Origin of the sequence: Arthrobacter sp. V1I7 (genome assembly GCF_030817015.1) — a bacterium.
Classification (GTDB): Bacteria; Actinomycetota; Actinomycetes; order Actinomycetales; family Micrococcaceae; genus Arthrobacter.
Map to the genome: position 1 here is coordinate 2,726,946 of NZ_JAUSYS010000001.1, position 25,260 is coordinate 2,752,205.

Consider the following 25,260-nt stretch of genomic DNA (forward strand, 5'->3'; position numbering starts at 1 on the left):
GTCAGCCGGCCGCGTCCACGATGCTGTCGACGCGGCCGGCAATCTCAACCTCAGCGATCACCGGGCGCGCAATGCCGTGCTTGACACGACCCAATAGCCGGCTAGTCGTGTCCGGCTAGTCGTGTCCGGTTCCGTCGTCGGCGGGTGCCGGAGCCGGCGCGGGAACGGGGCGGGTCAGGAGCCAGGCCACCCAGACGCCGAGGATGTAGAGCGGCGCCCCCATCAGGAGGCGCGTCGTGGCCAGGGCGGCCAGGCCCGGCTCCCCCATGAAGTACAGCGGGACCTGGACGACCAGCCGCAGGACGAGCACCGAAACGATGACCCAGGTGCCGATCTGGTAGGCCTTCATCCGGGCAGGGTGCTTGCGCCACTCCAGGCCTTCGTTCCGGATGAACCCGAAGATCAGGCCGGCGAAAGGCCAGCGGAAGACAGTCGAGAGGGTCATCGCCAGAATGTAGGCCGTGTTGGTGAAGAAGCCCAGGACGTAGAAGTCCTCTGCCTTCCCGGTGGTGTTGGCGATCCACGCCGACAGTCCGACGCCGACGACCCCGGCCAGCGCCTGGGTCAGCGGACGGCGCTGGATGAGCCGGGCGATCGTGAACGCCGCGGCCGTTGCGAGCGAGCCGATCAGGGCTGGCGGCAGTTCCCGGGTGACGGTAAAGACAAGCAGGAACACCAGGCCGGGCAGGATGCTCTCGGCAATGCCCTGCACACCGCCCGCACTTTTCAGCACGTCGATGTTGCCGTTGCTGGAACGGTGCAGGCCGGCCTGGCCGGCGTACCCTTCGGCGAGCTGAGCCATGGTGGGCTGCTCGGCCGGGCCTCGTTCGGCTCCGGACTCGGACTTCTCGGGCAAGTTCATTGCTCCTCCTGGCGGGAGAGTATCTCGTAGCGGGGATTGAACATGGTGGGCAGCCCGTTCCGCACGGTGACCATGCCGTCGAGCCGCAGCTCCGTGCCGGCGGCGATGCCGGGGATGCGCCGCCGCCCGAGCCAGATGACCCGTAAGCGGGCTGGGGGGCCACTTCCCGTTGGTTTTGCCCTTACCGGCATACTCTCGTGGTCGACCACGGTGGCGGTAAAGGCGGCCACCTGGCTTGCCGGCGCGTACGTTACCGCCTCGATGAAGCCGCGGCACAGCACACGGCCGCGCTTCGGCAGTTCCCTGATGGAGAGCGGGACGGCGGATCCCTTGCTGGCGGCATCAGCCAATCTGCGTGATCTCCGGTCCACGTTCGGGTTTTTCGAGGTCCGGAGTAGCCTTGGGGGCCGGAGCCGCGGCGTCCTTCGGGAGGCGTAGCTGCAACAGGTCCCGCGGCGGCATGGGGTTCTCTCCCCGGACGACGACGATCTGGCGGAACAGCCCTTCCAGCCCGGCGGCGGCGTCACGGTCGACGGCGGCCTCACCGCCGAGGACGCCCCGCAGGAACCAGCGCGGGCCGTCAACGCCGATGAAACGGGCCACCCGGTAACCGTGGCTGCCGTCCAAGCCGCCGGCGGGAAGCTTGGCGAGGAGTTCGGTGCCGAACTCGCCCTGGATCTCCTCGACCTGGCCGCCCTGGCTTCCGACCGACTGTCCGATCTGTTCGCGGATCTCGTCCCAGAGCCCTTCGGAACGGGGCGCAGCGAACGCCTGCAGCTGGAGGCTCGAGCCGTCCAGGTCCATGGTGACGGCGACGACGCGTTGCGTTGCCTCCTCCACCTCAAGCCTGAGCTGCAGACCTTCCCGGGGCGCGATCAGCAGCGCACCGAGGTCCACGTACCCGTCCTGGTTCTCGATCTCCGACAGGTCGAAGGGACCGGTGGAGCCACGGCCGGTACCGTCGGCGGCATCCGCAGCGGAGCCCTCAGCAGTTGCCTCCGGGGTTTCCCCGGGATCGGTCAGCTGTTCCTGCTTGGCTTTCCTGCCACGCCCAAAAACCATCGGGTGTCTCCTTAGTTGTGTTATGCCGCCGCGGCGCTGTACATCCGCGTGCCGCCTGCCCGTCCGGTGGGCAACCGCCGGCTTAAAGTCCCTGCTCAAACCCTGACTACGCGCGGCTGAATTCCTGCCGCTTTCGAGGCGACTGCTCGCTGCCCCGATCGAACGGCCACCGCATGGTACGGCCACCGCATGGTATTGCGGCGGTCCAGCTCCGGCTCAGGCCGTGGTGGGGCCGAAGCCGCCGGTGGACCCGAAGCCGCCGCCGCCGCGGACCGAGTCGCTGAGTTCCTCGACGGCGAGGAACCTTGCGTGCTCGACACGCTGGATAACCATTTGTGCAATTCTATCGCCGCGCTTGAGTTCGATCGCCTCGTGCCGGTCCGTATTCAGCAGAGTCACGGCGATCTCTCCGCGGTAGCCCGCGTCAACGGTTCCGGGGGCGTTGACGACCGTCAGGCCGTGCTTGGTGGCCAGGCCGGAGCGCGGATGGATCAAGGCGACGAAGCCGTCCGGCAGGGCAATGGACACCCCGGTCGGCACCAGCCGGCGCTGCCCGGGCTCCAGCACGACGTCCTCGCGGGCGCGCAGGTCCGCGCCGGCGTCGCCCGGGTGCGCGTACGACGGCGGTTCCAGCCCGCCGTCGAGCATCTTCAGCTGCACGGTGAGGGTAGGGGTTCCGTACTCCCCGGTGCCCGATTCGGGCGGCTCGTCCGGGAGGGTGGTCACGCCGGTGTTTTCTTCAGTCACAGTCCCTCACTCTATCGCCAGCCCCGGGTTCGGCCTAGCCACCGTGGTCGGACCGGGGGCCGGCAGGCAGGTGGGGACGGCGCCAGGAGGCCAAGATGAAATAGCCCGGGAAAAGTGAAAAGCTGGACTCATGCCCGAATCCAGTGCAGCTGTGCCTGCCTCCAACACCCCCAGTGACACCGCCGTGGTCTATAGCGAGAAGCTCTGGCCTAATGTCTGGATCTGGCTGGTGGCGGCGGGACTGTCCGGCGCCGGGATCCTCGTCTTCGCGCCCATCAGCCTCACCGCCGGCATTACGGCCGCCGTCGTGCTCTTCCTCATCATCGCGGTGCTGCTGGTCCTGTCGACCCCCGCGATTACCGTGACCCGGTCCACGTTGCGCGTCGGCCGGGCAACGATCGAACGCCGCTTCCTCGGTTCCGTGGAGGCCTTCCGCGGTAAGGAAGCGACGGCGGAGCGCGGCCCCCGGCTCAACGGCCTTGCGTTCATGTGCTTCCGGGGCTGGGTGGATCCGGTGGTCCGCATCGAGATCACCGACCCCTCGGACAGGACCCCGTACTGGTTGACGTCCACCCGCCACCCCGATCAGCTGCGCGCCGCCCTGCAGGCCCGGAACTGATGCCCCGCGGCCGTTCCCTTTAGCCCTCGCAGTCCTTGCAGAACTTGAGCCCATCCTTTTCCCGGGCGATCTGTGAACGGTGGCGGACGAGGAAGCAGGAGGCACAGGTGAATTCATCGGCCTGGGCCGGCATGACCTGCACCAGGAGCTCTTCCCCGGACAGGTCTGCCCCGGGGAGTTCGTAGCCTTCAGCCAGTTCGGTTTCATCTTCATCCACGACTGCGGAAGGCTTCTCCGTACGCCGCGTTTTCAGCTCTTCGATGGAGTCCTCGTTGAGGTCCTCTTCGGACTTGCGTGGCGCATCATAGTCTGTCGCCATTAGTTGTTGCTCACACTCCGCTGGTTCGATTGATTCGCCGTGCCCCGACTGGTCCGCCGGGCCGGTGGCCGGGACCCCCGGGTCCGGTTCTCCGTTGTCAACGCCGGACACGCGGTTTTTGTGCCCGACGTCGGGTCATTTTTGCTTAAGCGTCTGGTGAAAGCCATAGGCGGCCGGTCTGCGGCCCGGCCTCCACCCCCTGAAGGGCAGAAATGCGCCGGAAATTCGCCGAAATTCGCGGCGCGCCCTCCGTCCTCACCCGAAATTGGTGCCGCGGGTGGCAGAGTTTCGATTGTTAGTAATGCCAGGGTGGAGGATTTGTATGCAGGGTCTACGGCTTGTAGGCGTCCACGACGACGGGGAGCATCTCCTGTTGAGCGGCGCCGGCGGCGAGATGTTCCAGCTGCCAATCGATGAAGCACTTCGGGTGGCAGCCAGCCGGACGTCGGCCAAAGCCGCCGGCGCGGCAGCCGCGCCGATTGCAATGTCCCCGCGCGATATCCAGACACGGATCCGCAACGGCTCGACTGCGGCGGAGGTTGCGGAGCTTTCGGGCATTCCACTCGTCAAAGTCCAGCGGTACGAAGGTCCCGTGCTGGCCGAGCGCGAGTACATCGCCCAACAGGCGCGCAAGGTGGAGGTCGCCTCCCCGGCCCCGGGCCAGGACGTGTACCGCTCGGTGTTCGGCGACAACCCGGCGTCCCTAAGCGACATGGTGGCGCACCGCCTGTCGGCGCACGGGATTGATCCCTCGACGGTTGAATGGGACTCCTGGCGCCGCCCGGACGGCAGCTGGAACGTGGCGGCCCGCTTCGAACAGAAGCCCGGCCACCCCGGCATCGGCGAAGAGCCTCCGGCGATGTGGACCTTCAATCCGGCCCGGAAATCGCTGCAGAACGCCAACCGCTGGGCGCAGCAGCTCAGCGAACTGGAGCCACTCGACGGGCCCGTCCCGGCGCGTCGGCTCTCGGCCGTTTCGGACCGCCCCTTCGACTTTGAGACCGACGCCGACGCCGCGGCCCGGACGGCGACGGCCCAGCACAACGTCATCCAGCACCTCCAGCTGCAGCAGAACCAGGAAGCGGACGGACTGCTCGACATGCTGCGCTCCCGCCGGGGCCAGCGCCTCGGCCTGGACGAAGACGCCGACGACGCCCTCGCCCTGCTCCTGACCAATGGGGTCCCGGCGGCCCACCCCCGGCCGTCCGAGGTCCCCTCCGAAGCCGAGGCCCGGTCCGAGGTCGAGGCCGCGGCCGAGGTTCCCGCTGATTCCGCTGCCGAGCCGGAACCGGATTCGGCCGGGGAAGCCGCCACGGCCCCGGAAGCGGACCGTCCGGAGGCGCCCGCGGAAGCGGAGGAGCAGCCCGGTGCGGACAGCTGGGGACGCCGCCGCGATGGCCGGCCCTCCATCATGTCCCGGCTCACCCTGGCGCCTGCGCATGAGGACACGGAGGACCACGCCCTCAAACTGCACGACGGCGTGAGCACGGAAACCCGGGAGATCACCCTTGCGGCATCCCAGCTCCGTCCGACCGGCCAGCAGGGTCCCACCCCGAGCAAAGGCCTCGACGAACTCCTCGGAGGCGGAGGCCCGCGCCGCCAGCAGCGTGACGCCGCTGCGGGGGCCCGCCCGGACCGTGAAACTGAGCAGCCGGAGCGCCAACCCGCGAAACCCAAGCGCTCCAGCATCCCCAGCTGGGACGACATAGTCTTCGGTACCCGCGGGGACTAGCCGCGGCCCCTGGCCGCTGGGAGTGGCCGCTGGGAGTGGCCGCGGCCAGGAGCCGCGGCGCTGAGTCAGCGCACGTGAGTCAGCACGCGTGGGTCAGCGGCGAGGAGCCCTGGACCCGTCGGCCTGGAAGCAGAGCAGCGGAACCTCGCGTTCGGCCTTGGTCAGGGAGCCGTGCTGGCCCACAACCTCCATGGCCGTCGCCGGCACCCGCCGGGTGTCATACAGTGCCAGCGCGTCCCGGGCGGCGATCAGAACGTCGCCGATCCGCGGCGCGACGTCCGCCCGGACCTCGCCAAAGAGCCCGGCGTCGACTGCTTCCTCGCGGGTGAACGCCCAGATCCGGTCACCGAAGCGGGCCCGCCAGGCTGCCAGCAACCGGGCGCGGCCGGCGTCGCCTGCCCCGTCCTCCAGGTAGAGATGGACCATGCGGGGCTCCCCCGCCGTGTGCCGGACGCCGGCGGTGAGGGCAGGATCCGCGGAATAGTCGATCCGCTGGGATTCCGGCACGTCAAGCATGCCGTGGTCCGCGGTGAGCAGCACAGTTGTGCCTGCTGGAAGCGTGGCGCCCAGCCTCCGCACCGTGGCGTCAAGTTCCTCGAGCTGGTGCTCCCACTGGGGCGACTGGCAGCCGTGCCGGTGCCCGGCCTTGTCCAGCTCGTTGACGTAGAAATACATCAGCGAGCCCCCGGCGCCGGCCATGGCTTCTGCGGCTGCGGCGGTCCTGGCGTGCGAGGTAGTCGCCGTGACGTGCCGACCACCCCGAAGTGCTGCCTGCGTCATGGGAGAGTTGCTGAACTGCGGCAGGCTCACGGTGGTGACATCCACGTGCTCCGCGGCACGCTCGAAGACGGTCGGAAAGGGTTGCCATAGCTGGGGATCCACGCCGGCGTCCCAGTTGCCGAGCATGTTCACTATCCGGTCCTGGTCCGGGTCGAGCACGTCGTAGCCCACCATCCCGTGCTGCCCCGCGGCCAGTCCGGTGCCGAAGCTGGCCAGCGAGGCCGCGGTGGTGGAAGGAAATGCGGAATCCAGCGACACCGGCACCTGCCCCTGGCCTGCCTGCATGACGGAGCGCAGGAACGGGGTGTGGGCGGACTTCTGCTTCAGCAGGTTCCGGCCCAGCCCGTCGGCCAGCACGACGCAGATCCGTTTGCCGGCGGGCAGGTCCAGCTGGTTTTCGAATCCCGGGACACCGATGCTGGCCGCGGCGCTGCTCAGCACTTCGGCGACGGAGCGGTGGCCGAACGCCGGCGCGGCGGGCGTCAGCGCGGGCAAGGTGCCGCGGTCGGATCGTGCCGAAGGGGCCGGAAACGGCTCGGGAGCGCGGACCGTCGCCATCTCAGCGCTGGTGGCCGCGGCTGAGGCGGTTTCCGAAGACCCCCATGCGGGCGCGCGGCGGCAGGCCGGGGCCGGTGTGTGGAGTGGGAGCCGAGGATCCGGTATTGACCGCCCGCAGGGCGCGGGCGAAAAGCTTGGCGTCCTGGACAGCCTGCAGCCCGTCGGCTTCGGCACTGATCCGGAGCACGATGTCTTCCTGGGCGATGGTTCCGCTGTAGCCGTGGTCCGCTTCGCATTGCGGATCGCCGCAGCTGGCCGGACCCATGTCGAGGCGTTGCCCGCCGGACCAGGCGATCGAGAGGGTCAGCTCGCGGACCGGGTCCGAGGACTTGTAGTCCTGCGGCTGGGCATAGACGTAGCTGAGCACCACAGAACGGATCTGTGTCACCGGGACGGACTCCGTGGAGACCTGGGCAACGGTCTGTTCGCCTGCCTCGTCGAGTTGCTGGTCGTCCACGTGGGTGATGACGAGCATGTCCTCGGTCAGCACCAGCACGCTGATGTGGCGCCGGACTTCGGTCCGGTCGAAGTGTGTTTCGAGATGGACGAGGTGCGCCACGCATTCGCGGCCGTCCAGGGCGTCGGCGACCACGTCGGCCACGAGCCGGGGGTAGAAACCGGCCTGCTGGAGGGCTCCCTCCAGGCTTTGACCCTGCGCGCTGTGGTCATGCAGGCCGTAGTGCTGCGGGCCCTGACGTCCGGAGACGGGCGCCGGGGAATGGGGTGTCGGAGGCTGGGAGCTCATGGTCTCCATTTTCACAGATCGGCTGGGGACATGCTAACCGCACCCTTCCAGGCCGGTGTGGGGCGGCGGACCGGCTGGGAGCGGTCAGCTGCGCATCGCCCGGCGCGCACTGTCGGTGCGCCGGGCAGCATTGGCGATCCGCACGTCGGCGGAGAGGATCGAGGCGCCGTCGGGCCCGGCCAGGACCGGGTTGAACTCCACGAGGGCGATTTCCGGATGGTTGTCCTTGAGACGGGTGAGCCGTGCGGCCAGATCCTCGAGCGCGGCAACGTCCACGGGCGGCAGCCCCTGGTAGCCGAAGAGTTTCCGCGAGGCACGCGGAGCCCGGATGAAGTCGTGGACGTCGGAGCCTGACAGCGGCGGGACGCGGTGTGCCCAATCGTCGAGCAGGTTCACGGCATCCCCGGCCAGGCCGAAGGAAACCACCGGGCCGAGCAGCGGGTCTTCGATGGCGCGGAAGGTGCAGGCCTGTCCGACCGGCACCATGGTTTGCACTTCCAGCGCGGGAGAGCCGTAGCGTTCCAGCGACCTGCGCATCTGCTGCACGTTCAGCCGCAGCGATGCGGCGTCCTGGATGTCCAGACGCACCCCGCCGAGGTCCAGCCGGTGCCGGAGGGCCGGGTCCGTGGTCTTCACGGCCACGGGCCAGCCGAGTCTGTCCGCGGCGGCGACAGCCTCCTCCGGTGTCTCGAAACATTCGGAGGGCACCACGTGGATACCGTAGTGCCCCAAAAGCCTGGCGGCTGTCGCCTGGTCCAGCGAGCGCAACTGCTCACCGCCCACGCCGCGGAGCAGCTCCTCCAGCTCCGCGCGGGTCCCCTCCGGCTCGCAGCCGTCGGGCTCCGTGAAGAGTCCCTGGTCCCGGTCCAGCCACTGGGCGTAGCGGACGACGGCGCCAAGGGCTGCGACGGCGGCGCCGGGGTTGGAGTAACACGGCACGCCGGCCCCGGCGCCCGGCTCCCGGTGGTCGGCGCCGACCATACCCTCCACATAAATGGACGGATCCAGGATGCCGCTGAAGGCGGCGACCACCGGTTTCCCGGCGGCCACCGAACATTCGGCCAGGACCCCGGCGATCTTCTCCACGGTCAGGCCACGCGCCGGCAGCAGCGCCACGACGACGGCGTGGACAGAGTCGACCGTGAGCGTTTCCTGCAGGCTCCGGCGCAGCGCCGGCAGCGCCAGCGACATGCCGGCGTCGAGGTCGACGTCGACGACGATGCGCTCCACGCCGAGCCCCTGCACAGCCGCGCTGTCCGCGACTACTTTGCCGAGGGCCCGGGAGTTGCTGAAGACCGCCAGGCCGGGGCCCTTGGGCAGCGGCTGGCTCGACACGATCTGCGCGACATCCAGAAGCTGCTCGATGGTCTCGACGCGGATCACCCCGGCCTGGCGCATCATCGCATCGACCGCCTCGGGAGGCGCCTGGGTGGTGCGCACCGCATGGCCGGGAGGAAGATCCAGTCCCATCGCGGCGGACTTGGCCACGATCACCGGCTTGGTCCGCGCCAGCCGCCGGGCCAGCCGGGAAAACTTGCGCGGGTTGCCGATCGATTCGAGGTAGAGGCCCACCGCCGTGGTGTCGGCGTCGTCCTCCCAGAACTGCATTAAGTCGTTACCGGAGACGTCGGCCCGATTGCCGGCCGAGAGAAAGGTGGAGATGCCCACCCGACGGCGGCTGGAGGCGGCGTACAGCGCGACGCCGATGGCCGCCGACTGGCTGAACAGCCCCAGGCCGCCGCGGCGGGCCAGCGAGGGCGCCATCGACGCGTTGAGCGACACGGCCGGGTTGGCGTTGACGATGCCCAGCGAGGCCGGGCCGATCACGCGCATGCCGTTGGCGCGGGCCTGCCGGACCAGTTCGCGCTGCCGGGCCAGGCCGCGTTCGCCGTCGTCCGCATAGCCGGCGGTGGCCACCACGATCCCCTTCACCCCGGCTGCGCCGCATTCCTCGACCACCTTGGGCACCTCGTCGTAAGGGACGGCGACGATGGCGAGCTTGACGGGGCCAGGAACCTCGGAAAGCCTGGCGAAGGAAAGCATCCCCGCGAGTTCCAGGGCCTCCGGGTTGATGGCGTAGACCGGGCCGGAGTAACCGCCCTCGATGATGTGTTCGAGCAGTTGGTAGCCGACGCTGCCCCACTTGCGACTGGCCCCGATCACCGCCACGGAGGACGGGGCGAGCAGTTCCTGGATGCTGCGCGCCTCGGCGCGATGCTCACGGGATTCCATCACGGCGCGGGACTTGTCGGTCGGATCAATGTTGAACTCGAGGCTGACCACGCCGTCGTCGAAATGGCGCTTGACGTCATAGCCGGCGTCCGAGAACACCATCAGCATTTTGCGGTTCTCCGGGAGCACCTCGGCACTGAACCTGCGGATACCGTTTTCGCGGGCGGCGGCTGCGAGGTGTTCCAGCAGGATGGACCCGATGCCGCGCCCCTGGTGGGCGTCGGCGATGTTGAAGGCTACTTCGGCCTCCGCCGGGTCTTCCAGCCGGTCGTAGCGGCCGATGCCCATGATCTCGCCGCCGATCGTGATCACGAGCGCCACCCGGTCCCGGTAATCCACTTCGGTGAACCGCTTGAGTTCCTTGCTGGAAAGCTTCGACTTGAACGCGAAGAAACGCAGGTAGATGGACTTCTGCGACTGGCCCACGTGGAAGGCCTGCACCGCCTCGGCATCGGCGGCGTGGATCGGCCGGAGATGGGCGGTTCCGCCGTCGCGCAGGACAACGTCGGCTTCCCAATATTCCGGATATACGCCGCCCGCGGGCTGATCCACCATAGGCTTAGCCTAGTCATTAACTTACGCAGCACACGCTCAGTACCCCTCAGAAGGACCCACCAGCCTCATGGCACGCCGCCAAACAACGCCCCCGGCAGGGGAAGCCAGCCCCGATTCCGCAGGAATATTCGTAGAGAACATCGTCGATATCGACGTCACTTCCGAGATGGAAGGGTCGTTCCTGGAGTACGCCTATTCCGTCATCTATTCGAGGGCGCTGCCTGATGCCCGCGATGGCCTGAAGCCGGTCCAGCGGCGCATCCTCTACATGATGAGCGACATGGGCCTGCGTCCGGACCGCGGCCACGTCAAGAGTGCCCGCGTCGTCGGGGAGGTCATGGGCAAACTGCATCCGCACGGCGACACCGCGATCTACGACGCCCTGGTGCGCATGGCGCAGGACTTCTCGCTGCGGCTGCCACTGATCGACGGACACGGCAACTTCGGCTCGCTCGACGACGGCCCGGCCGCGCCGCGCTACACCGAGGCCCGGTTAGCGGCCGCGGCGCTGACGCTCACGGACCACCTCGATGAAGACGTCGTGGACTTCGTCCCGAACTACGACAACCAGCTGACCCAGCCTGATGTCTTGCCGGCCGCGTTCCCGAACCTGCTGGTGAACGGCGCCACCGGCATCGCCGTCGGCATGGCCACCAACATGGCCCCGCACAACCTGGTGGAAGTCATTGCCGCCGCCCGGCACCTGATCGACAATCCGGACGCCACGCTCGAGGACATCATGAAGTTCGTCCCGGGACCCGACCTGCCCACGGGCGGCCGGATCGTGGGCCTGGACGGCATCCGCGACGCCTACGCCACCGGCCGCGGCTCGTTCAAGACCCGGGCCAAGGTGGAGGTCGAGCAGCTCTCGGCCCGCCGCACCGGCCTCGTTGTCACGGAGCTGCCGTACATGGTGGGTCCGGAGAAGGTCATTGAAAAGATCAAGGACGCCGTCAACGGCAAGAAGCTCACCGGCATCAGCGACATCGTGGACCTCACGGACCGCAAGCACGGACTGCGGCTGGTGATCGAGCTGAAAAACGGCTTCAACCCGAATGCCGTGCTGCAGCAGCTGTACCGCTACACGCCGATGGAGGATTCCTTCGGCATCAACAACGTCACGCTCGTCGACGGCCAGCCGCAGACCCTGGGCCTGCTGCAGCTGCTCTCGGTCTACGTGGACCACCGCATCAATGTGGTGCGGCGCAGGACGGCCTTCCGCCTTGGCAAGAAGAAGGACCGCCTGCACCTCGTGGAAGGCCTCCTCATCGCGATCGTGGACATCGACGAGGTCATCCAGATCATCCGGTCCTCGGACGAGGCGGCCGCAGCGAGGACCCGGCTGATGTCCATCTACGACCTCACTGAGATCCAGGCCAACTACATCCTGGAGCTGCGGCTTCGCCAGCTGACCAAATACTCCCGGATCGAGCTGGAAAAAGAGCAGGACGAGCTGCGCCGGGAAATCGCCGAGCTGGAGGCCATCCTGGGTTCCAGTGAGCTGCTCCGCGCCCTGGTGTCGTCCGAGCTGGCCGAAATTGCCCTGAAGTACGGCACCCCACGCCGCACCGTGCTGCTCGAGTCCGAGGCCGTCTCCCCCACCGTCGCCGCGGCGTTGGCCCCCGCTCCCGGTGCAAAAGGCAAGGCCGCCCCGCTGGCGCTCGAGATCGCGGACGATCCCTGCTGGGCGATCCTCACCGCCTCCGGCCAGATCGCCCGCACCGCCAACCAGGACAGCCTGGCCGAGGCCGGTCCGCGGACGCGGCACGATGTGTTCACCTCGGTGGTCAAGACCTCAGCGCGCGGCGAAATCGCGGCTGTCACCTCCCGGGGCCGCATGCTGCGGCTCCAGGTGATGGACATGCCCGCGCTGCCGCCGACCTCGGGCACGCCCAACCTGGCCGGCGGCGTTCCGGCCACGGACTTCATCACCCTGCTCAAGGGCGAATCGCTCGTGGCCTTTGCGCCGCTGGACGAAGTGCTGGCGATCGGTACCGCGCAGGGTGTGGTCAAGCGGGTCCAGCCCGACTACCCCCTGAACCGCGAGGACTGGGAAGTCATTGCCCTCAAGGACAAGGACACCGTGGTGGGCGTTGCGCCCGCCGGGTCCGACGACGTCGACCTCGTCTTCCTGACGCAGCAGGCGCAGCTGCTGCGCTTCGGCGCCGGTGCGGTCCGCCCGCAGGGAAGGACAGCCGGCGGCATGGCCGGGATCAAGCTGGCCGACGGCGACAAGGTGCTGTTCTTCGGCGCTGCCGCACCGGAAGACAGCGCGGCCGTCGTCGTGACCATCGCCGGAGCCACCGGCGCCCTGCCGGGCACCGCCCCGGGTGCCGCCAAGGTCACCGCGCTGGCCGAGTATCCGGCCAAGGGCCGCGCGACGGCCGGGGTCCGGGCGCACCGCTTCCTGAAGGGGGAGGACATCCTGCTGCTCGCGTGGACCGGGCACGGCCCGGCGAAGGCATCCTCGCTGGCCGGCGTGGCGCGTTCCCTGCCCGGCGAGCACGGCCGCCGCGACGGTTCCGGCATTCCGCTCTCGCAGGCCGTCGACGCGATCGGCCCGAGCATGGCCTGGGCCGAGGAAGACGTCGTCGTCCAGGCTGCGGACTAAGCACGCCCGGTCCGGAGAGGCCGCCGGGACGCGCTGGCTGTTCGGGCCGGGCCCGGCTGACCCGGATCCGCTGGGCCATGCCTCCGCGGACGCCGGGCTCGTAGGTCCCGGCGATCTCCGGGCTGGCGCCCTAGGCCATGTGGTTAAGGCTCAAAATGTTGCCCTCGGTGTCCAGGAACCACGCAGCCGAGCTCCCGTCCGGCGTGGTGGCAATGCCGTCTTCGGTTTTCAGGCCCGGAAAATCGTACTCCTCGAAGGTGATTCCCTTGGCCCGGAGCTCCGCAACGGCAGCGGGCAGGTCATCTACCATCCAGCCGATTTGGGTATTCTTGGCTGTCCCGGCGTTGGGCGTCTGGTACACGAAGAAGCTCGTGCCAGAGCCGCATTTGTAGCGCAGGTTGTCGTCGGCTTCCGGGTTTTCAGGTTCGAGCCCCAATTTGTCACGGTAGAAATCACGCGCACAGGTGATGTCCGCGGCCGGCAATATGGCGCCGACCTGCTGATCCTTGAGCATGGCTGTCCTCTTTCCAGGCCCGCCCCCCGGTAGGAATCCTACTCCTCCGGGACCCGCCTGTACCCGACAAACCCGGTCCCGCTGTCCGGTGCGGTTCGTTCAGTGGTGTGACTTCCTTCAGCGGCCGGGCAGAAATCCGCATAGACTGCGGGAATGCCTATCATCCCCGACACCAAGGACTGGACCTGGGTGCTGCAACGCCCTTGTCCGGAGTGCGGATTCGATGCCTCCACGACTACCCCTGCGACGGTCCCCGGGGTCGTGACCAGCATGCTCCCGCGCTGGCGGGCCGTCCTGCGGCGTCCGGACGTCGCGGTACGTCCCGATGAGACCACCTGGTCCACGCTGGAGTACGCCTGCCACGTCCGCGACGTCTTTGCCCTGTTCGACCAGCGGCTGTCCCTCATGCTGACCGACGATGACGCGCGCTTCGACGATTGGGACCAGGACCAGACGGCCGTCGAGAAGGACTACGCCAGCGCCGATCCGGCCGTGGTGGGCGCCGAACTGACCACAGCGGGCGAGCGGATAGCGGCGTCCTTCGCCGGCGTTCCGGAGGTGCGCTGGGGCCGCAAAGGCACCCGCAGCAACGGGTCGGAGTTCACCGTGCTGACCTTCGCGCAGTACTTCCTGCATGACGTCGTCCATCACCTCCACGATGTGGAGGGATAGCGCGTGGAGGGAAAGCGTGTGGACGGCCAGCGTGTGGACGGCCAGCCCGTGGACGGCCAGCCCGTCTGCTAGCTACACTGCCTTGTCCCAGGCCATGCTGCGGTTGACCGCAACGTAACCCAGCTTGGTGTACAAGGCCAGGGCTCCGGTCGGGTTCTCCGTATCGACGTCGAGCGAGGCTTTGTCCAGACCGGCCGCGGCGAAACGGCGCATCGCGTCGGCCAGGAGCGCCTGCGCAATCCCCCGGCCGCGGAATTCCCGGCGCACGCCCAGCAGGTCCGTGTGGCCCTCGTTGAAACCGCGGGACACTGCGCTTTCGGCGTCGTGGCTGGCCAGCTGGTAGCCGGCGACCCGGCCGCTGGACCGCTCCAGGACGACAGCGCTCAGGTCCGGCCGGGCAAGGGGATCGTGCACCACGAAGCCCCAGCCTTCCTCGTCCCGCGGCTCGCTGCCCCAGTGGTCCCGGAACGCATCGTTATGCGCCAGCCGGACCGGCTCGTGCAGTTGCGGGCCGAACGCCACGAGCTCCAGCTCGTCGTCCAGCTCGACCTCGGGGAAGCCGATGTCCAGGGGCCGGTGCATTTCGTTGTAGTAGCGGACAACCTGGTAGCCGCTACCCGCGAACAGCGTGGCCTGGTGCTCATGTTGCTGTTCCATCCGGAGCCGCAGTCTGGGTGTCCGGTCCGTGCTGGCCGAGCCTGCCTGGGCATCCTCGGCGAAGCGTTCGCGGGTCCGCTGTTCCATCCAACCCAGCAGTCCGGTCCCGATCCCCCGGCGCTGCCACGCAGGCTCGACGCATCCGAAGCCCACCGCTTTGTCCCCGTCCGGGTTCTTGGTGATCCGCCCGTAGGCGCGCGGAACGCCCTGCCTGTCCCGGCCCAGGATGCTGTTCGTGGCCGCCGGGTTCACCTTCGAGGCCAGGATCTGCGCCAGCTCGTCGTGGCGTTCGAACCAGACGGGCTGTTCGACGGCGGCCGTCCGGGCGATCAGGGCGGCCCAGCCGTCCAGGTCCCCGGCACCGGCGGGCCGCCATGTCAGCTGACGGTCCGGGCTGGCATGCGGGTCGGGCTCGGCTTGTCCGTTCATGGCAACAGGCTATCGTCCGGCCCGATTGACGCGCCAGAACCTGGCCGCAGTGCAGGTCATGCCCCGAATCGGGTCGGGACCGGGCGACGGGTCCGGGGACCTTGACAATGTCTCCGAAGCATAAGCAGATAATAAGTGTCCTTATTAGTAGTTTTGCTGCAGGCCCTGCAATACGAAAGGAACCGGCCATGACCGAAGAAAAGGGAAACCAGGCGCCGAACACCCCGGACGTCAGCGAAACAGAACTGCGCGAAATGAAAGCCGATGAACTTCGGCAGGAGGCCCGGGACGAAAATATCAGCGGGGCCTCAAGCCTGCGTAAGGAAGAGCTGGTGAAGGAAGTTGCCAAGGCCAAATCCGGGAACGAGACTTCGGACGGCAACGGCACCGATGCGGGCCCGAGCAGTGGTGATCTTGGAGCCGGACCGGAGGGCGGGAAGCTGCGTCACGGGGACAGCTCCTCGAAGTCTTTGAAGTACTCCCAGGAAGTAACATCCACGGACGATGAACCGGAACGTGAAGGCCGCAGCCTGGCCACCACGCACCATGAGGTGATCCGGCAGTGGGCTGAGGAACGGGACGGGGTTCCGGCGACGGTGGAGGGCACGGAACACGGTGACCATCTGGGCGTACTGAGGATCGATTTCGGCGGCGACGACGCCAAGCTGCGCCATGTCAGCTGGGAAGAATGGTTTGACACTTTTGACAGCCGCGGCCTGAATTTCATTTACCAGGAACAGCGCAGCGATGGGCAGCAGTCGAACTTTTTCCGCCTGGAGAATCCGGATCGTGAAGAAGGCTAGGGACCTTGCGGACTGTGCCGTGCCGGAGCACCGGCAGGAAAAGGGATCCCCATCCGGCACGGCGCACCTTAGGGGATCCCAGCTTGCCGTGGCGTGTGCAGGCCTTTTGTCATTGCTGACGCTGGCAGCTTGTACTCCTGACAGAACAGCAGCAGCGGCGGCGGCGGCCCAGGATTTCCACCGGGCCTTTATTGCCGGACACGTTTCCGAGGCTTGTTCCCTGCTGCAGGCCGAGACCCGGGAGAAGACAGCCGGCACCGGAGGCGCCGGCTCTTGTGAAAACCACCTGCGGGGCCAACAGTTGCCGGATGCGGGAAATATCCTGCACACCGATATATACGGACGCCACGCCCTTGTGGAATTTGAAAAGGACACTGTATTTCTTACTGCCTCAAAAGACGGCTGGAAAATAACCGCAGCGGGATGCACGCCAAACGGCGAAGCACCCTACCTGTGCGACGTGGGAGGCACATAACATGCGTTGGAGCTTCGCCCTGTACCTGATCGTGATCTTCGGCGGGCTTGCCTTCATGGCCCTGGTCGGCCTGGTACACGGTTAGGGGTGCCGGGTTGAAAAAAGCAGTGAGAAACAACGGTCTGAGCCTTTTCTTCGGAGTGATCTTCCTTCTGGCCCTACTCGGGCAGGGACTCACCGGTCACGCCCTGTTCAACCAGGAGCAGGTTTCCGCCGGACTCGACGAAATCACTGCGGCCCAGTACCTGACCTCATCCAGCTTCGCCGTCGACGTCTCCGAAAACTGGCAGTCCGAGTACCTGCAGTTCCTCCTGTACGTCTTCGCGACCATCTGGCTGGTCCAAAAAGGATCACCGGAATCAAAGGAGGTGGACCAGGGGGGCCTGGAATCTGACGAGAAACAGCTCGTCGGCGAGCACAGCAACCCAAAATCCCCGGCCTGGGCCAAGGCATCCGGCTGGCGCCGAACGGTCTACTCGAACTCCCTTGGACTGACGATGGGGTTGATCTTCATCCTGTCGTGGCTCGTTCAATCTATTGCCGGGAACAGCGCCTACAACGAGGAACAGCTCAGGAGCTTCCAGCAACCTGTCGGCTGGACCGAGTACCTCGTTTCCCCCGAGTTCTGGAACCGCACTCTTCAGAACTGGCAGTCGGAATTCCTCGCCGTCGGGTCCATGGTCGTTTTGTCCATCTACCTTCGCCAGCGGGGCTCACCGGAATCCAAGCCCGTTGGCTCCGCGCACGATGACACCGGCATGACCGGCTGAAAACGCATAAGGCCACGCCCGTAACCACCCACTGCACCGGCCCGCCCGGCACCATCACCTCTGCTGCCCGCCTGTCCCCGAGGTCCTCCTAAGAGGCGCTCACCAGAACGGGACGCAAGCTCGTGGCCGCGACGTTGTCGAGGTCCACGCGGCCGTCTCCGGCGTCGATGTCGTCCGGGTTGTGCGTCACGAGGACCACGGTGCGGTCCGTCAGGCCGTGCCGGAGTTCGGCCAGCAGGCTCCGGCCGGACTCCGCGTCCAGATGCGCCGTGGGCTCATCGAGCAGGATCACATCCGCCCCGGTCAGAAGGGTACGCGCGACCGCCAGCCGCTGGCGCTCCCCGCCGCTGAGGTAGGCGCCGCCTGGACCGATCCGGGTGTCCAGGCCGCGGCAGGCCCCGCTGCCGGCGTGGGTGTCCAGCCGGGCGAGGAGTGGGCCGAGGCCCACCGCGGCAAGGGCATGCTCCATCTGCTGCTCCGGCGGCGGCTGCGGCGCGTTCCGCCGGTCATCCCCTGCAGGGGCCGGAAATCCGAGCATCAGATTGCCGCGGATCGTGGAATCGAACAGGTGAGCCTCCTGCGGGCACCAGGCAACACGGCCGCTGACGGACAGCTCTCCGCTCCGTGCCGGCAGGAAGCCCAGGAGCGTGGCCAGCAGCGTGGACTTGCCGGAGCCCGAGGCCCCGGTCACCGCGAGCCAACGTCCCGGTTCCGCCGTCGCGGTGAGCCCGGTGAAGACTTCCGGGCCGCCCGGCCAGCCCGCAGACAGTGCCCGCAGCTGGATCCCCGGCTGGCCGCCCGGCCGGGACGGCACCGGCACGAGTCCGCCGGTCCTTTCGCCGGCCGGATCCTGGTCGAGCGGGTCCAGGACGCCGGCCGCGCTGATGCGCCGCAACACGGTCCGGAGTGCAGGGTACTGGCGGACCGCCGTCGTGATCCCGGCATACGGCTCCACGAGCGCGAGCTGCAACAGCACCACGACCGCAACAATTGCGGGCTCCACCGCTCCGCTGAGGGCCAGCGGCGCGGCCAGCACGGCGCTGGCCAGGGCAGCGGCTCCGCAGGCGAGCACCGTGAGCCCCTGGCCGAGGCCTTCGGCCCACGCGGACCGTTGGGAGGCTGCTGTCGCGGAGCGGTCCGCGCTGGTGATCGCCGCGAGGACCGGGGCGCAGACGCCGTTGGCGTGGAGTTCGGCGCGGGCGTCAAGGGCGGCCGCGACGCTGCGGAGCACACCGGAACGGAGCTGCTGCTCGGTGCGGGCGGACATCCGGTCCGCCGCGAGGGCCAGCGCCGGGGCTGCGACGAGGCTAAGCAGCGCGGCAACGGTCATGGCGGGCAGGGCCGCCGGCAGCAGCAGGCCGATCCCGGTCAATGCCGCCGCCGCGACGGCGACGGCGGTAAGCGGCGGCAGGACCACCCGCGGCAGCAGTTCCCGGACCGTGTCCACGTCGTCCACCACGGCGGCCAGGACGTTGCCGCCCTGCAGGAGTCGGCGCAACGACAGGGCACGGCGGCTCAGCGACTCCCAGAGCCGGCCGCGGAGCCGGGTCAGGGCGGCGAAGACGGCGTCGTGCAGCAGCAGCCGCTCCGCGTAGCGCAGCGTTGCCCGGCCGACGCCGAAGAAGCGCACTCCCACGATTGCGGTGAGCAGATAGAGGATGGGAGGCTGTTCGCTCGCCCGGATAATCAGCCAGCCGGACAGTCCGGCGAGGGCAACGGCAAAAAGTGCCGCCAGCGTGCCGACGGCTCCGGCGGCGGCGAACCTGGCCGTCACGGGCGCCAGCAGCCGGCGGAGCTGGGCTGCTGCCGAAGCCGTGGGACCGGTGCCGGCGGGGACCTCGCCTTCGGGGACACCTCTCACGGTGTCCCCGAAGCGCCGCGCGGCGGAATCCGAGCCTGTTGCGGCCGCCGCCAGCGGGGCCGTCGACACCTCGGGCTGCTGTTCCGGCAAGGGTGCCGGGACGCGGTGGGATGGTTCCGGCGCTGGCTGCCGCAGCGTCGCGGGCAGCGACGCCCGCAGCGTTGCAGGCGGCGTCGCCCGCGTCGACGCCGAGCGGACCGGCCCGACGGTTGCCCGGACAGGTGACGCAGTCCCGGTCGCGGGGGTCACCGGCACGAGGTCATCCGCCAGCCCGCGCGTCTCCGGGTCGTGCGCCACGAGCAGTACCGTCACCTGTCCGCGCAGCGCGGAGATCGCGCGGCTGATCACGTTGGCGGATTCCCGGTCCAGGTGGGCGGTAGGTTCGTCGAGCAGCAGCACGGTGGCTCCGGCCTCGATCCGGGCCAGGCCGCGGGCCAGCGCCACCCGGCGCAGCTCCCCCGGGCTGAGCTCGGCGGGGTGCTTCGCGGCGAGATGCCCCGCGGCGCAGGCGGCCAGGCAGCGGCGGGCAGCATCGTCCGTCTCCGCGGTGCACTGGCCCGCGGTCTGGCCCGCGGACCGGCCCAGGTACAGCCGCAGTTCGTCCAGCACGGTCGCGGCGACCATCACCGGGTGTTGTGGAACCCAGGCGAGGTCCGCCGTCGTGAATCCCTCAAGTCGACCGGTGACAGTGGTCCCGCCGCCCGCCCCGATGGTCCCGGCAAGCACGCCGAGGACTGTGCTTTTCCCGGCGCCGCTGGCACCGGTAAGCGCGGTGATCTTCCCGGGGGCAGCGGTGAAGCTGAGCGGCCCGACGGCGGGCCGGGTCCGCCCGCCGTAGCGGACGGCCAGCCCGGTCACGCAGACCGCCGGCGGTCCCGCGGGATGCATCGCTCCACTGGAAACCGCGGCCCCTGGGCCAGCGGCGCAAGCATCATCCCCCGGCCGCAGCGGTTCGGCTTCCGGTGCACCGAGCACGGCGGTGGTTTCGGCGAGCGCGGCGCGGCCCTCGTCGCTGGCATGGTGGGCGGTGCCCAGTTCCCGGAGCGGGAGGTAGCAGTCCGGGGCCAGGATCAGCGCCAGCAGCCCCGCTTCGAGGCCCATGTCCCCGTTGACCAGCCGGACGCCGATGAACACGGCCACCACGGCCACGGAGATGGTCGCTATGAGTTCCAGCGCGAGCGCCGAAAGGAACGCGGTGCGCAGGGTTCCCATGGTGCGCGAACGGTATTCCTCGGAGATGTCCTCGAGGGCCTTTCGCTGGGCGGCTGCCCGGCCGAGTCCGACGAGCACGGGGAGGCCCTTGGCGAGCTCGAGCATGTGGCCGGAAAGCCGGGCAAGCGCCGACTGGGCCTCCCGCACCCGGTCCTCGGTGTAACGTCCGATCAGGACCATGAACAGCGGCACGAGGGGCACGGTCAGCACGATCACGACGGCGCTGATCCAGTCTGCGAACAGGATCCGGGCCCCGAGCAGGAGCGGGATCGCCGCGCAGTTCACAAGGGCGGGCAGGAACTGGGTGTAGTAGCTGTCCAGGGCGTCCAGGCCACGCGTGGCCAGGATGGCGAGTCCGCCGGCGGACGGGCCCGCTGTCCGGGCTCCGTTGCGGAGCGCCCGTTCCAGCAGTTCTGAGCGCAGTTCCTCCTTCACGCCCAGCGCAGCCCGGCGCGCGGCGACCGCTTGGGCCCAGACCGTCAGGGAGCGCAGGATTACCCCGGCGAGTCCCCAGACCAGCTGCTCGCTCCAGGACGGGTTGTGGGCCAGCAGGCCCGCGAGCATGGAGGCAACCGCCTGACCCATCAGCACGAGGGACAGCGCCTTGAGGGTGGCGAGCAGACCCAGCACGTAGAGCGCGGAGCGGGTCGCGGGGCCGGACGGGAAGTGCGGGCGCATCGGGAGTCAGTCCTTGGGTGCCAGCGCTTTGGCGGCGATCGCGGGAAGGAAGCTGTGGGCTTCGGGGATGTGGGCGGCGCTCACGCGGCGCCGGAACACCCAGTAGGTCCAGGCCTGGTAGGCCAGCACGAGCGGTAGCCCGACGCAGGCCACAATGCTCATCAACCCCAGCGTGTAGTCCGAGGAGGAGGCGTTGAAGATCGTCAGGTCGAATTCCGGGTTGAGCGAGGAGGGAAGCACCACGGGGAATGCGGCGCCGAAGATCGAGGCGGTGCCGAGCAGCAGGAAGGCGCCGAGGGACAGGAACGCCATGCCCTCCGCCCCGTGCCGGGCGAAGTACCAGGCGAGGACCGCAGCGGCCACCGCAGCGGCCACCGCTATCACCGTCCAGGCTTCGCCGCTGAGCAGCTGCAGGCTCACCGCCCACCCGGCGAGCGGCAGCAGCAGCCCCGGCAGCAGCCGGACGAACCACCGGCGGGCGCGGTGCCGGACGTCGCCGTCGGTCTTCAGGGCCAGGAAGGCGAGGCCGTGCAGGAGCGAAAACCCGACGACGGCGAGCCCGCCGAGGACGGCGTAGGCGTTGAACCAGGCGAACGGGCCGCCCTCCCGGTCGCCGTTGGCGTTCAGCGGAAGCCCCGTGGTGGTGAGCGCCAACAGGGCGCCGACGCCGAAGGCTGCGGTGAGCGAGCCGGCCGAGATGGCCCAGTCCCAGCGGGCACGCCACTGCGGGGTGTCCACCTTGCCGCGGTATTCGAACGCGACGGCGCGGAAGATCAGCGCGACGAGGACCACCAGCAGCGGCAGGTAGAGCGCGGAGAACAGGGAGGCGTACCAGAGCGGGAAGGCGGCAAAGGTGGCGCCGGCCGCGGTCAGCAGCCAGACCTCGTTTCCATCCCAGACGGGTCCGATCGTGTTGAGCAGGACGCGGCGTTCGGTGTTGTTCCGGGCGAAGACCTTCATCAGCATGCCGACACCGAGGTCGAAGCCCTCCAGGAAGAGATAGCCCGTCCACAGCACCGCGATGGCAATGAACCAGATGGTGGGAAGCAGTTCCATGCTGAGTATCCTCTGCGTTTCTTTGGTGAACGGATGCTTAGTAGGCGAAGGCCAGGACGTCGTCGTCGGGTTTGCTGGAGCCGCGCGGGCCCTCCCCCGGGGTCTGGTCCTCGTTCTCATCGTCCGGGGAGTGCGCGAGTTCCGGCATGGCCGAGACCACGCCGCCGCGGATGTACTTGACCAGGAGCTTGACCTCCACCACGAGCAGCAGTGCATAGACGGCGGTCAGCACCACCAGGGAGGCCAGCAGCTCCCCGGCGGAGACGCCCGGCGAGACGGCAGCGGCGGTGAACATGAAGACCTGGTCGATCCCGCTGGGATCCGGGTTCGGCGCGACGACGAAGGGCTGGCGGCCCATTTCGGTGAAGATCCAGCCGGCGGCGTTGGCCCCGAAGGGAGCCAGGATGCCGACCACTGCCACGCGCATGAGGCCGCGGGAGGCCGGCACGGTTCCCTTGCGGGTGGCCCACAGCGCCACGAGCGCCGCGAAGGCTGCCAGCCCGCCGAAGCCGATCATCATCCGGAAACCCCAGTAGGTGACTTCCATGACCGGCACGTACTGGATCTCCTGGCCCGCCCGGTCCCCATAGATGGGGTTGTCCGGCAGGTGCGTGCCGTAGTCGGCCTTGTACTGGTCCAGGAGGCTGTTCACACCTTTGACCTCGGTGGTGAAATCGCCCTTGGCCAGGAAGGACAGGATGCCGGGGACCTCGATCACCGCCACGATGTCGTCGCAGTTTTTGGTGTCAAGGTTGCCGACGCTGAGCACGGAGAAGCCCGTGCCGTCGTGGCAGGCCGCCTCGGCGGCGGCCATCTTCATGGGCTGCTGTTCAAACATCAGCTTGCCCTGCAGGTCGCCGGTCAGGGCGGTGCCGGCAAAGGAGATCATGGCGACGACGGCGCCGATCCGGAGCGAGCGGATCCAGACGGCGTGGTCGGCCCGGTCCCGTCCCGGAACGCTTGATTCGCCCGGGATGACCCTGCCGTCCGCCCCGACCGTGTCGATCCCGTCGTGGCGGCGGCGCCACAGATGGTACCAGGCGATGCCGAGCAGGAAGGCGCCGGCCACGGCGAGGCAACCGAAGAGGGTGTGCGGGAAGGCGACGAGAGCGGTGTTGTTGGTGAAGACCGCCCAGGCGTCCGTCATGACCGGCCGGCCGTCGATCATCTCGACGCCGACGGGGTGCTGCATCCAGCTGTTGGCCACGATGATGAAGTAGGCGGAGAAGACCGAACCGATGACGGCGATCCAGAGGCAGGCGAGATGCACGGCCGGCCTGAGCTGCTTCCAGCCGAAGATCCACAGGCCCAGGAAGGTGGATTCCACGAAAAAGGCCAGGAGTGCCTCCATCGCAAGCGGCGCCCCGAACACGTCTCCGACGAAGCGGCTGTACTCGCTCCAGGCCATGCCGAACTGGAACTCCTGCACGATGCCGGTGGCGACGCCCATGATGAAGTTGATCAGGAAGAGCTTGCCCCAGAACTTGGTCATCCGGAGGTACTCCGGCCGGCCGGTACGGTACCAGAGCGTCTGGATGACGGCGACAACCAGACCCAGGCCGACCGTGAGCGGCACCATCATGAAGTGGTACACGGTGGTGATTCCGAATTGCCAGCGTGCGATTTCCAAGGCGTCCAAGGCAGTCCCTACTTTTCGCTAGGTCCGAAACTTCTACACGGCGTAGAACAGATTCTTCTACAGAGTGTAGAACAAATCGGCACCCTCTCGCATCCCGCAGCCGACGGCACGGCGCGCCACGACCCGGACCGGACCACGCCCCCTTCGATGGCGGCGCGCCGAACGGGTTGTTCTACCTGATGTAGAAAGAATGTGCAAAACGCGCTAAGTTTGAGGTTGAAGTGTTCACACGCCACCCGGCAGGCAGTCCAGCCACTCCGGGCGGCCGTCAAGAAGGACGTACCAATGGCAAGTCTCGGTGAACTGGAACGGGCAGTGATGGATCTGCTCTGGGCAGGCCAGGAGGCTGCGACGGCCAATACGCTGCGGGATCTGCTGGCGCAGAGCACCCGCGCGGAGGGCGGCACCGCGGGGCACGAGGGCAAGGATCTGGCCGTCACCACGGTACTGACGGTCCTGTCCCGCCTTGAGCGCAAGGGCCTGGTGGAGCGCGAGCGCGGCACACGGCCGCACCGCTACCAGGCGGTGTCCAGCCGGGCTGACCACACGGCCGAGCTGATGCATGAGGTCTTGGTGTCCGCGCCGGACCGCGAAGCCGTGCTGGCGCGTTTTATTGGTTCGGTCTCCGATTCGGAAGCGGAAACGTTGCGCAAACTGCTGGGCCGCAGCTAGCGCACGATGTTCTGGACCTCATGGTTTCTGGCGGTCCTGGCGATAGTCCTGGCGTGGCCGGTGCCTATCATGCTCTCCCGTGCCCAGTGGCCGGCCCGGTCCCCGTTTACGGCCATGCTCCTGTGGCAGGCGATTGCCCTTGCCGGCGGTCTCTCGATGATCGGCGCCATGCTTGTCTACGGGCTGGAGCCCGCCGGGGACAACCTGCTGGCGGGGCTGACGTCCCTGGCGGGGATGGTCTTTCAGAACGCGCCCACCACGGTGCTGGGCTTCTGGCACATCTTTGCGCTCTCTGCGGCGGCCCTGCTGACGGCACACCTCGTGTTCACCCTGCTGCTGACCTATTACAAGATCCAGCGGCAGAGGCGCCGGCACCGTGAACTGCTCGCCCTGCTGGCCTCGCCGTCCGCGGACGGTCCGAAGACCATGGTGCTCAACCTCGACTCCCCGGTGGCGTACTGCCTGCCGGGGGGCGCACGCTCCGTCACGGTCCTCTCCGACGGGCTGATGGCGGCGCTGGAACCCGCCGAGCTCCGGGCGGTCCTGATCCACGAGAATGCCCACCTCAGCCAGCGCCACCACCTCCTGCTCTGGGCCTTCGCCGCCTGGCGCCAGGCGCTGCCGTGGCTGCCCACCACGCGGCTCGCGCAGGAAGCGGTCAACTCGCTGATCGAGATGCTCGCCGATGATGTGGCGCTGAAGACGGAGAGCAAGGCAACGCTGATCCGGGCCATCGCGATCGTGGCCAGTGGCTCCGCCGGAGCACCGGAGACTCCGCTGGACTTCGGCGAACCGGGGCTGGTGGACGTCGAACCCGACCAGCCCGGCGCCATCGGCGGGACCGGTTCGGCGCGCACCACCGCCTCCCGGGTCAGCCGGCTGCTTTCCCCCCAGCCGCCGCTGCCGGAGCCGCTGCGCGCCGCCGTGCTGGCAGCCTGCCTGCTGCTGCTGGCCGTGCCGACTGCGCTGCTGATCGTCCCGGGCCTCCTCGGCTAAGTAG

The 25,260-nt window shown here is 68.4% G+C and carries 22 protein-coding genes; 9 read left to right on the forward strand and 13 right to left on the reverse strand.

The features are described 5' to 3' along the window. Positions 1 to 115: 115 nt before the first annotated feature. From QFZ69_RS12590 to dut, 4 genes are all read right to left on the reverse strand, one after another. Positions 116 to 862, reverse strand: a complete 747-nt coding sequence (locus tag QFZ69_RS12590; protein ID WP_306918610.1) for a DUF3159 domain-containing protein — start codon at positions 860 to 862, stop codon at positions 116 to 118. Then, on the reverse strand, positions 859 to 1,212 hold the full coding sequence (locus QFZ69_RS12595) for a hypothetical protein (RefSeq protein ID WP_306918612.1): 354 nt from the start codon (positions 1,210 to 1,212) through the stop codon (positions 859 to 861). Before QFZ69_RS12595 ends, QFZ69_RS12590 begins: the two co-directional genes overlap by 4 nt. After that, positions 1,205 to 1,924, reverse strand: a complete 720-nt coding sequence (locus QFZ69_RS12600; RefSeq protein ID WP_306918614.1) for a DUF3710 domain-containing protein — start codon at positions 1,922 to 1,924, stop codon at positions 1,205 to 1,207. Before QFZ69_RS12600 ends, QFZ69_RS12595 begins: the two co-directional genes overlap by 8 nt. A 216-nt stretch (positions 1,925 to 2,140) precedes the next feature. Continuing rightward, a complete protein-coding gene (dut, locus tag QFZ69_RS12605; protein WP_373461893.1) occupies positions 2,141 to 2,671 on the reverse strand; it encodes a dUTP diphosphatase in 531 nt (176 codons plus the stop codon). Between the two features lie 130 nt (positions 2,672 to 2,801). On the opposite strand from dut, the gene QFZ69_RS12610 reads away from it, so the two are divergent. Further along, complete coding sequence (locus QFZ69_RS12610) at positions 2,802 to 3,290, forward strand: DUF3093 domain-containing protein (protein ID WP_306918616.1); 489 nt, start codon at positions 2,802 to 2,804, stop codon at positions 3,288 to 3,290. Between the two features lie 19 nt (positions 3,291 to 3,309). Here the strand turns inward: QFZ69_RS12610 and QFZ69_RS12615 are convergent, their stop codons facing one another. After that, positions 3,310 to 3,609 (reverse strand): DUF4193 domain-containing protein, encoded by a 300-nt coding sequence (locus QFZ69_RS12615; RefSeq protein ID WP_306918619.1) that lies wholly within the window; start codon positions 3,607 to 3,609, stop codon positions 3,310 to 3,312. A 322-nt stretch (positions 3,610 to 3,931) separates the two neighbouring features. Here QFZ69_RS12615 and sepH point away from each other — a divergent pair, with 322 nt between their 5' ends. Then, positions 3,932 to 5,341: a septation protein SepH gene (gene sepH / locus QFZ69_RS12620; RefSeq protein WP_306918620.1), complete on the forward strand. Its 1,410-nt coding sequence runs from the start codon at positions 3,932 to 3,934 to the stop codon at positions 5,339 to 5,341. A gap of 93 nt (positions 5,342 to 5,434) precedes the next feature. On the opposite strand, the gene QFZ69_RS12625 is transcribed toward sepH, so the two are convergent. The 3 genes from QFZ69_RS12625 to QFZ69_RS12635 all read right to left on the reverse strand — a co-directional run bounded on the left by QFZ69_RS12625 (position 5,435) and on the right by QFZ69_RS12635 (position 10,211). Beyond that, a complete protein-coding gene (locus QFZ69_RS12625; RefSeq protein ID WP_307000157.1) occupies positions 5,435 to 6,679 on the reverse strand; it encodes an alkaline phosphatase family protein in 1,245 nt (414 codons plus the stop codon). Position 6,680: 1 nt separating this feature from the next. Further along, on the reverse strand, positions 6,681 to 7,424 hold the full coding sequence (locus QFZ69_RS12630) for a DUF5998 family protein (protein ID WP_306918621.1): 744 nt from the start codon (positions 7,422 to 7,424) through the stop codon (positions 6,681 to 6,683). A gap of 84 nt (positions 7,425 to 7,508) precedes the next feature. Beyond that, on the reverse strand, positions 7,509 to 10,211 hold the full coding sequence (locus QFZ69_RS12635) for a GNAT family N-acetyltransferase (RefSeq protein ID WP_306918622.1): 2,703 nt from the start codon (positions 10,209 to 10,211) through the stop codon (positions 7,509 to 7,511). 67 nt (positions 10,212 to 10,278) lie between these two features. Here QFZ69_RS12635 and QFZ69_RS12640 point away from each other — a divergent pair, with 67 nt between their 5' ends. Continuing rightward, positions 10,279 to 12,822, forward strand: a complete 2,544-nt coding sequence (locus QFZ69_RS12640; RefSeq protein ID WP_306918623.1) for a DNA topoisomerase (ATP-hydrolyzing) subunit A — start codon at positions 10,279 to 10,281, stop codon at positions 12,820 to 12,822. Positions 12,823 to 12,952: 130 nt separating this feature from the next. Here QFZ69_RS12640 and QFZ69_RS12645 read toward each other — a convergent pair whose 3' ends face one another. Next, a complete protein-coding gene (locus tag QFZ69_RS12645; RefSeq protein WP_306918624.1) occupies positions 12,953 to 13,336 on the reverse strand; it encodes a VOC family protein in 384 nt (127 codons plus the stop codon). Between the two features lie 153 nt (positions 13,337 to 13,489). Between QFZ69_RS12645 and QFZ69_RS12650 the strand changes: the two genes are divergently transcribed. Further along, the gene (locus QFZ69_RS12650) at positions 13,490 to 14,008 is read left to right on the forward strand and encodes a DinB family protein (RefSeq protein WP_306918626.1); all 519 of its coding nucleotides are present in this window, start codon (positions 13,490 to 13,492) and stop codon (positions 14,006 to 14,008) included. A 72-nt stretch (positions 14,009 to 14,080) separates the two neighbouring features. On the opposite strand, the gene QFZ69_RS12655 is transcribed toward QFZ69_RS12650, so the two are convergent. Further along, positions 14,081 to 15,094 (reverse strand): GNAT family N-acetyltransferase, encoded by a 1,014-nt coding sequence (locus QFZ69_RS12655; RefSeq protein WP_306918628.1) that lies wholly within the window; start codon positions 15,092 to 15,094, stop codon positions 14,081 to 14,083. A 188-nt stretch (positions 15,095 to 15,282) separates the two neighbouring features. Here QFZ69_RS12655 and QFZ69_RS12660 point away from each other — a divergent pair, with 188 nt between their 5' ends. The 3 genes from QFZ69_RS12660 to QFZ69_RS12670 all read left to right on the forward strand — a co-directional run bounded on the left by QFZ69_RS12660 (position 15,283) and on the right by QFZ69_RS12670 (position 17,142). Beyond that, positions 15,283 to 15,897: a Rho termination factor N-terminal domain-containing protein gene (locus QFZ69_RS12660; protein ID WP_306918630.1), complete on the forward strand. Its 615-nt coding sequence runs from the start codon at positions 15,283 to 15,285 to the stop codon at positions 15,895 to 15,897. Continuing rightward, positions 15,884 to 16,372: a hypothetical protein gene (locus QFZ69_RS12665; protein WP_306918632.1), complete on the forward strand. Its 489-nt coding sequence runs from the start codon at positions 15,884 to 15,886 to the stop codon at positions 16,370 to 16,372. Before QFZ69_RS12660 ends, QFZ69_RS12665 begins: the two co-directional genes overlap by 14 nt. 95 nt (positions 16,373 to 16,467) lie before the next feature. Continuing rightward, on the forward strand, positions 16,468 to 17,142 hold the full coding sequence (locus QFZ69_RS12670; RefSeq protein WP_306918634.1) for a DUF6766 family protein: 675 nt from the start codon (positions 16,468 to 16,470) through the stop codon (positions 17,140 to 17,142). A gap of 88 nt (positions 17,143 to 17,230) precedes the next feature. Here QFZ69_RS12670 and cydD read toward each other — a convergent pair whose 3' ends face one another. Genes cydD through QFZ69_RS12685 form a run of 3 tightly spaced genes read right to left on the reverse strand, consistent with a single transcriptional unit; the run spans position 17,231 to position 23,588 of the window. After that, positions 17,231 to 20,893 (reverse strand): thiol reductant ABC exporter subunit CydD, encoded by a 3,663-nt coding sequence (gene cydD / locus QFZ69_RS12675; protein WP_307000159.1) that lies wholly within the window; start codon positions 20,891 to 20,893, stop codon positions 17,231 to 17,233. A gap of 6 nt (positions 20,894 to 20,899) precedes the next feature. Beyond that, positions 20,900 to 21,949 (reverse strand): cytochrome d ubiquinol oxidase subunit II, encoded by a 1,050-nt coding sequence (gene cydB, locus QFZ69_RS12680; protein WP_306918636.1) that lies wholly within the window; start codon positions 21,947 to 21,949, stop codon positions 20,900 to 20,902. A 37-nt stretch (positions 21,950 to 21,986) separates the two neighbouring features. Beyond that, positions 21,987 to 23,588: a cytochrome ubiquinol oxidase subunit I gene (locus QFZ69_RS12685; protein ID WP_306918638.1), complete on the reverse strand. Its 1,602-nt coding sequence runs from the start codon at positions 23,586 to 23,588 to the stop codon at positions 21,987 to 21,989. Between the two features lie 285 nt (positions 23,589 to 23,873). Here QFZ69_RS12685 and QFZ69_RS12690 point away from each other — a divergent pair, with 285 nt between their 5' ends. Together QFZ69_RS12690 and QFZ69_RS12695 are read left to right on the forward strand one after the other, a co-directional pair. Continuing rightward, positions 23,874 to 24,260, forward strand: a complete 387-nt coding sequence (locus tag QFZ69_RS12690; protein ID WP_306918640.1) for a BlaI/MecI/CopY family transcriptional regulator — start codon at positions 23,874 to 23,876, stop codon at positions 24,258 to 24,260. 6 nt (positions 24,261 to 24,266) lie between these two features. Beyond that, entirely contained in the window at positions 24,267 to 25,256 is a 990-nt protein-coding gene (locus tag QFZ69_RS12695) for a M56 family metallopeptidase (protein ID WP_306918641.1), read from the forward strand. Positions 25,257 to 25,260 lie beyond the last annotated feature (4 nt).

What these genes read in the sequence shown, in the direction of transcription:
- QFZ69_RS12610 (WP_306918616.1), top strand. Translation starts at nt 2,802, where the DNA reads ATGCCCGAATCCAGTGCAGCTGTGCCTGCCTCCAACACCCCCAGTGAC.
- cydB (WP_306918636.1), bottom strand. Translation starts at nt 21,949, where the DNA reads ATGGAACTGCTTCCCACCATCTGGTTCATTGCCATCGCGGTGCTGTGG.
- QFZ69_RS12655 (WP_306918628.1), bottom strand. Translation starts at nt 15,094, where the DNA reads ATGAACGGACAAGCCGAGCCCGACCCGCATGCCAGCCCGGACCGTCAG.
- QFZ69_RS12640 (WP_306918623.1), top strand. Translation starts at nt 10,279, where the DNA reads ATGGCACGCCGCCAAACAACGCCCCCGGCAGGGGAAGCCAGCCCCGAT.
- cydD (WP_307000159.1), bottom strand. Translation starts at nt 20,893, where the DNA reads ATGCGCCCGCACTTCCCGTCCGGCCCCGCGACCCGCTCCGCGCTCTAC.
- QFZ69_RS12635 (WP_306918622.1), bottom strand. Translation starts at nt 10,211, where the DNA reads ATGGTGGATCAGCCCGCGGGCGGCGTATATCCGGAATATTGGGAAGCC.
- sepH (WP_306918620.1), top strand. Translation starts at nt 3,932, where the DNA reads ATGCAGGGTCTACGGCTTGTAGGCGTCCACGACGACGGGGAGCATCTC.
- QFZ69_RS12615 (WP_306918619.1), bottom strand. Translation starts at nt 3,609, where the DNA reads ATGGCGACAGACTATGATGCGCCACGCAAGTCCGAAGAGGACCTCAAC.
- QFZ69_RS12590 (WP_306918610.1), bottom strand. Translation starts at nt 862, where the DNA reads ATGAACTTGCCCGAGAAGTCCGAGTCCGGAGCCGAACGAGGCCCGGCC.
- QFZ69_RS12690 (WP_306918640.1), top strand. Translation starts at nt 23,874, where the DNA reads ATGGCAAGTCTCGGTGAACTGGAACGGGCAGTGATGGATCTGCTCTGG.
- QFZ69_RS12645 (WP_306918624.1), bottom strand. Translation starts at nt 13,336, where the DNA reads ATGCTCAAGGATCAGCAGGTCGGCGCCATATTGCCGGCCGCGGACATC.
- QFZ69_RS12600 (WP_306918614.1), bottom strand. Translation starts at nt 1,924, where the DNA reads ATGGTTTTTGGGCGTGGCAGGAAAGCCAAGCAGGAACAGCTGACCGAT.
- QFZ69_RS12695 (WP_306918641.1), top strand. Translation starts at nt 24,267, where the DNA reads ATGTTCTGGACCTCATGGTTTCTGGCGGTCCTGGCGATAGTCCTGGCG.
- QFZ69_RS12660 (WP_306918630.1), top strand. Translation starts at nt 15,283, where the DNA reads ATGACCGAAGAAAAGGGAAACCAGGCGCCGAACACCCCGGACGTCAGC.
- QFZ69_RS12625 (WP_307000157.1), bottom strand. Translation starts at nt 6,679, where the DNA reads ATGGCGACGGTCCGCGCTCCCGAGCCGTTTCCGGCCCCTTCGGCACGA.
- QFZ69_RS12650 (WP_306918626.1), top strand. Translation starts at nt 13,490, where the DNA reads ATGCCTATCATCCCCGACACCAAGGACTGGACCTGGGTGCTGCAACGC.
- QFZ69_RS12630 (WP_306918621.1), bottom strand. Translation starts at nt 7,424, where the DNA reads ATGAGCTCCCAGCCTCCGACACCCCATTCCCCGGCGCCCGTCTCCGGA.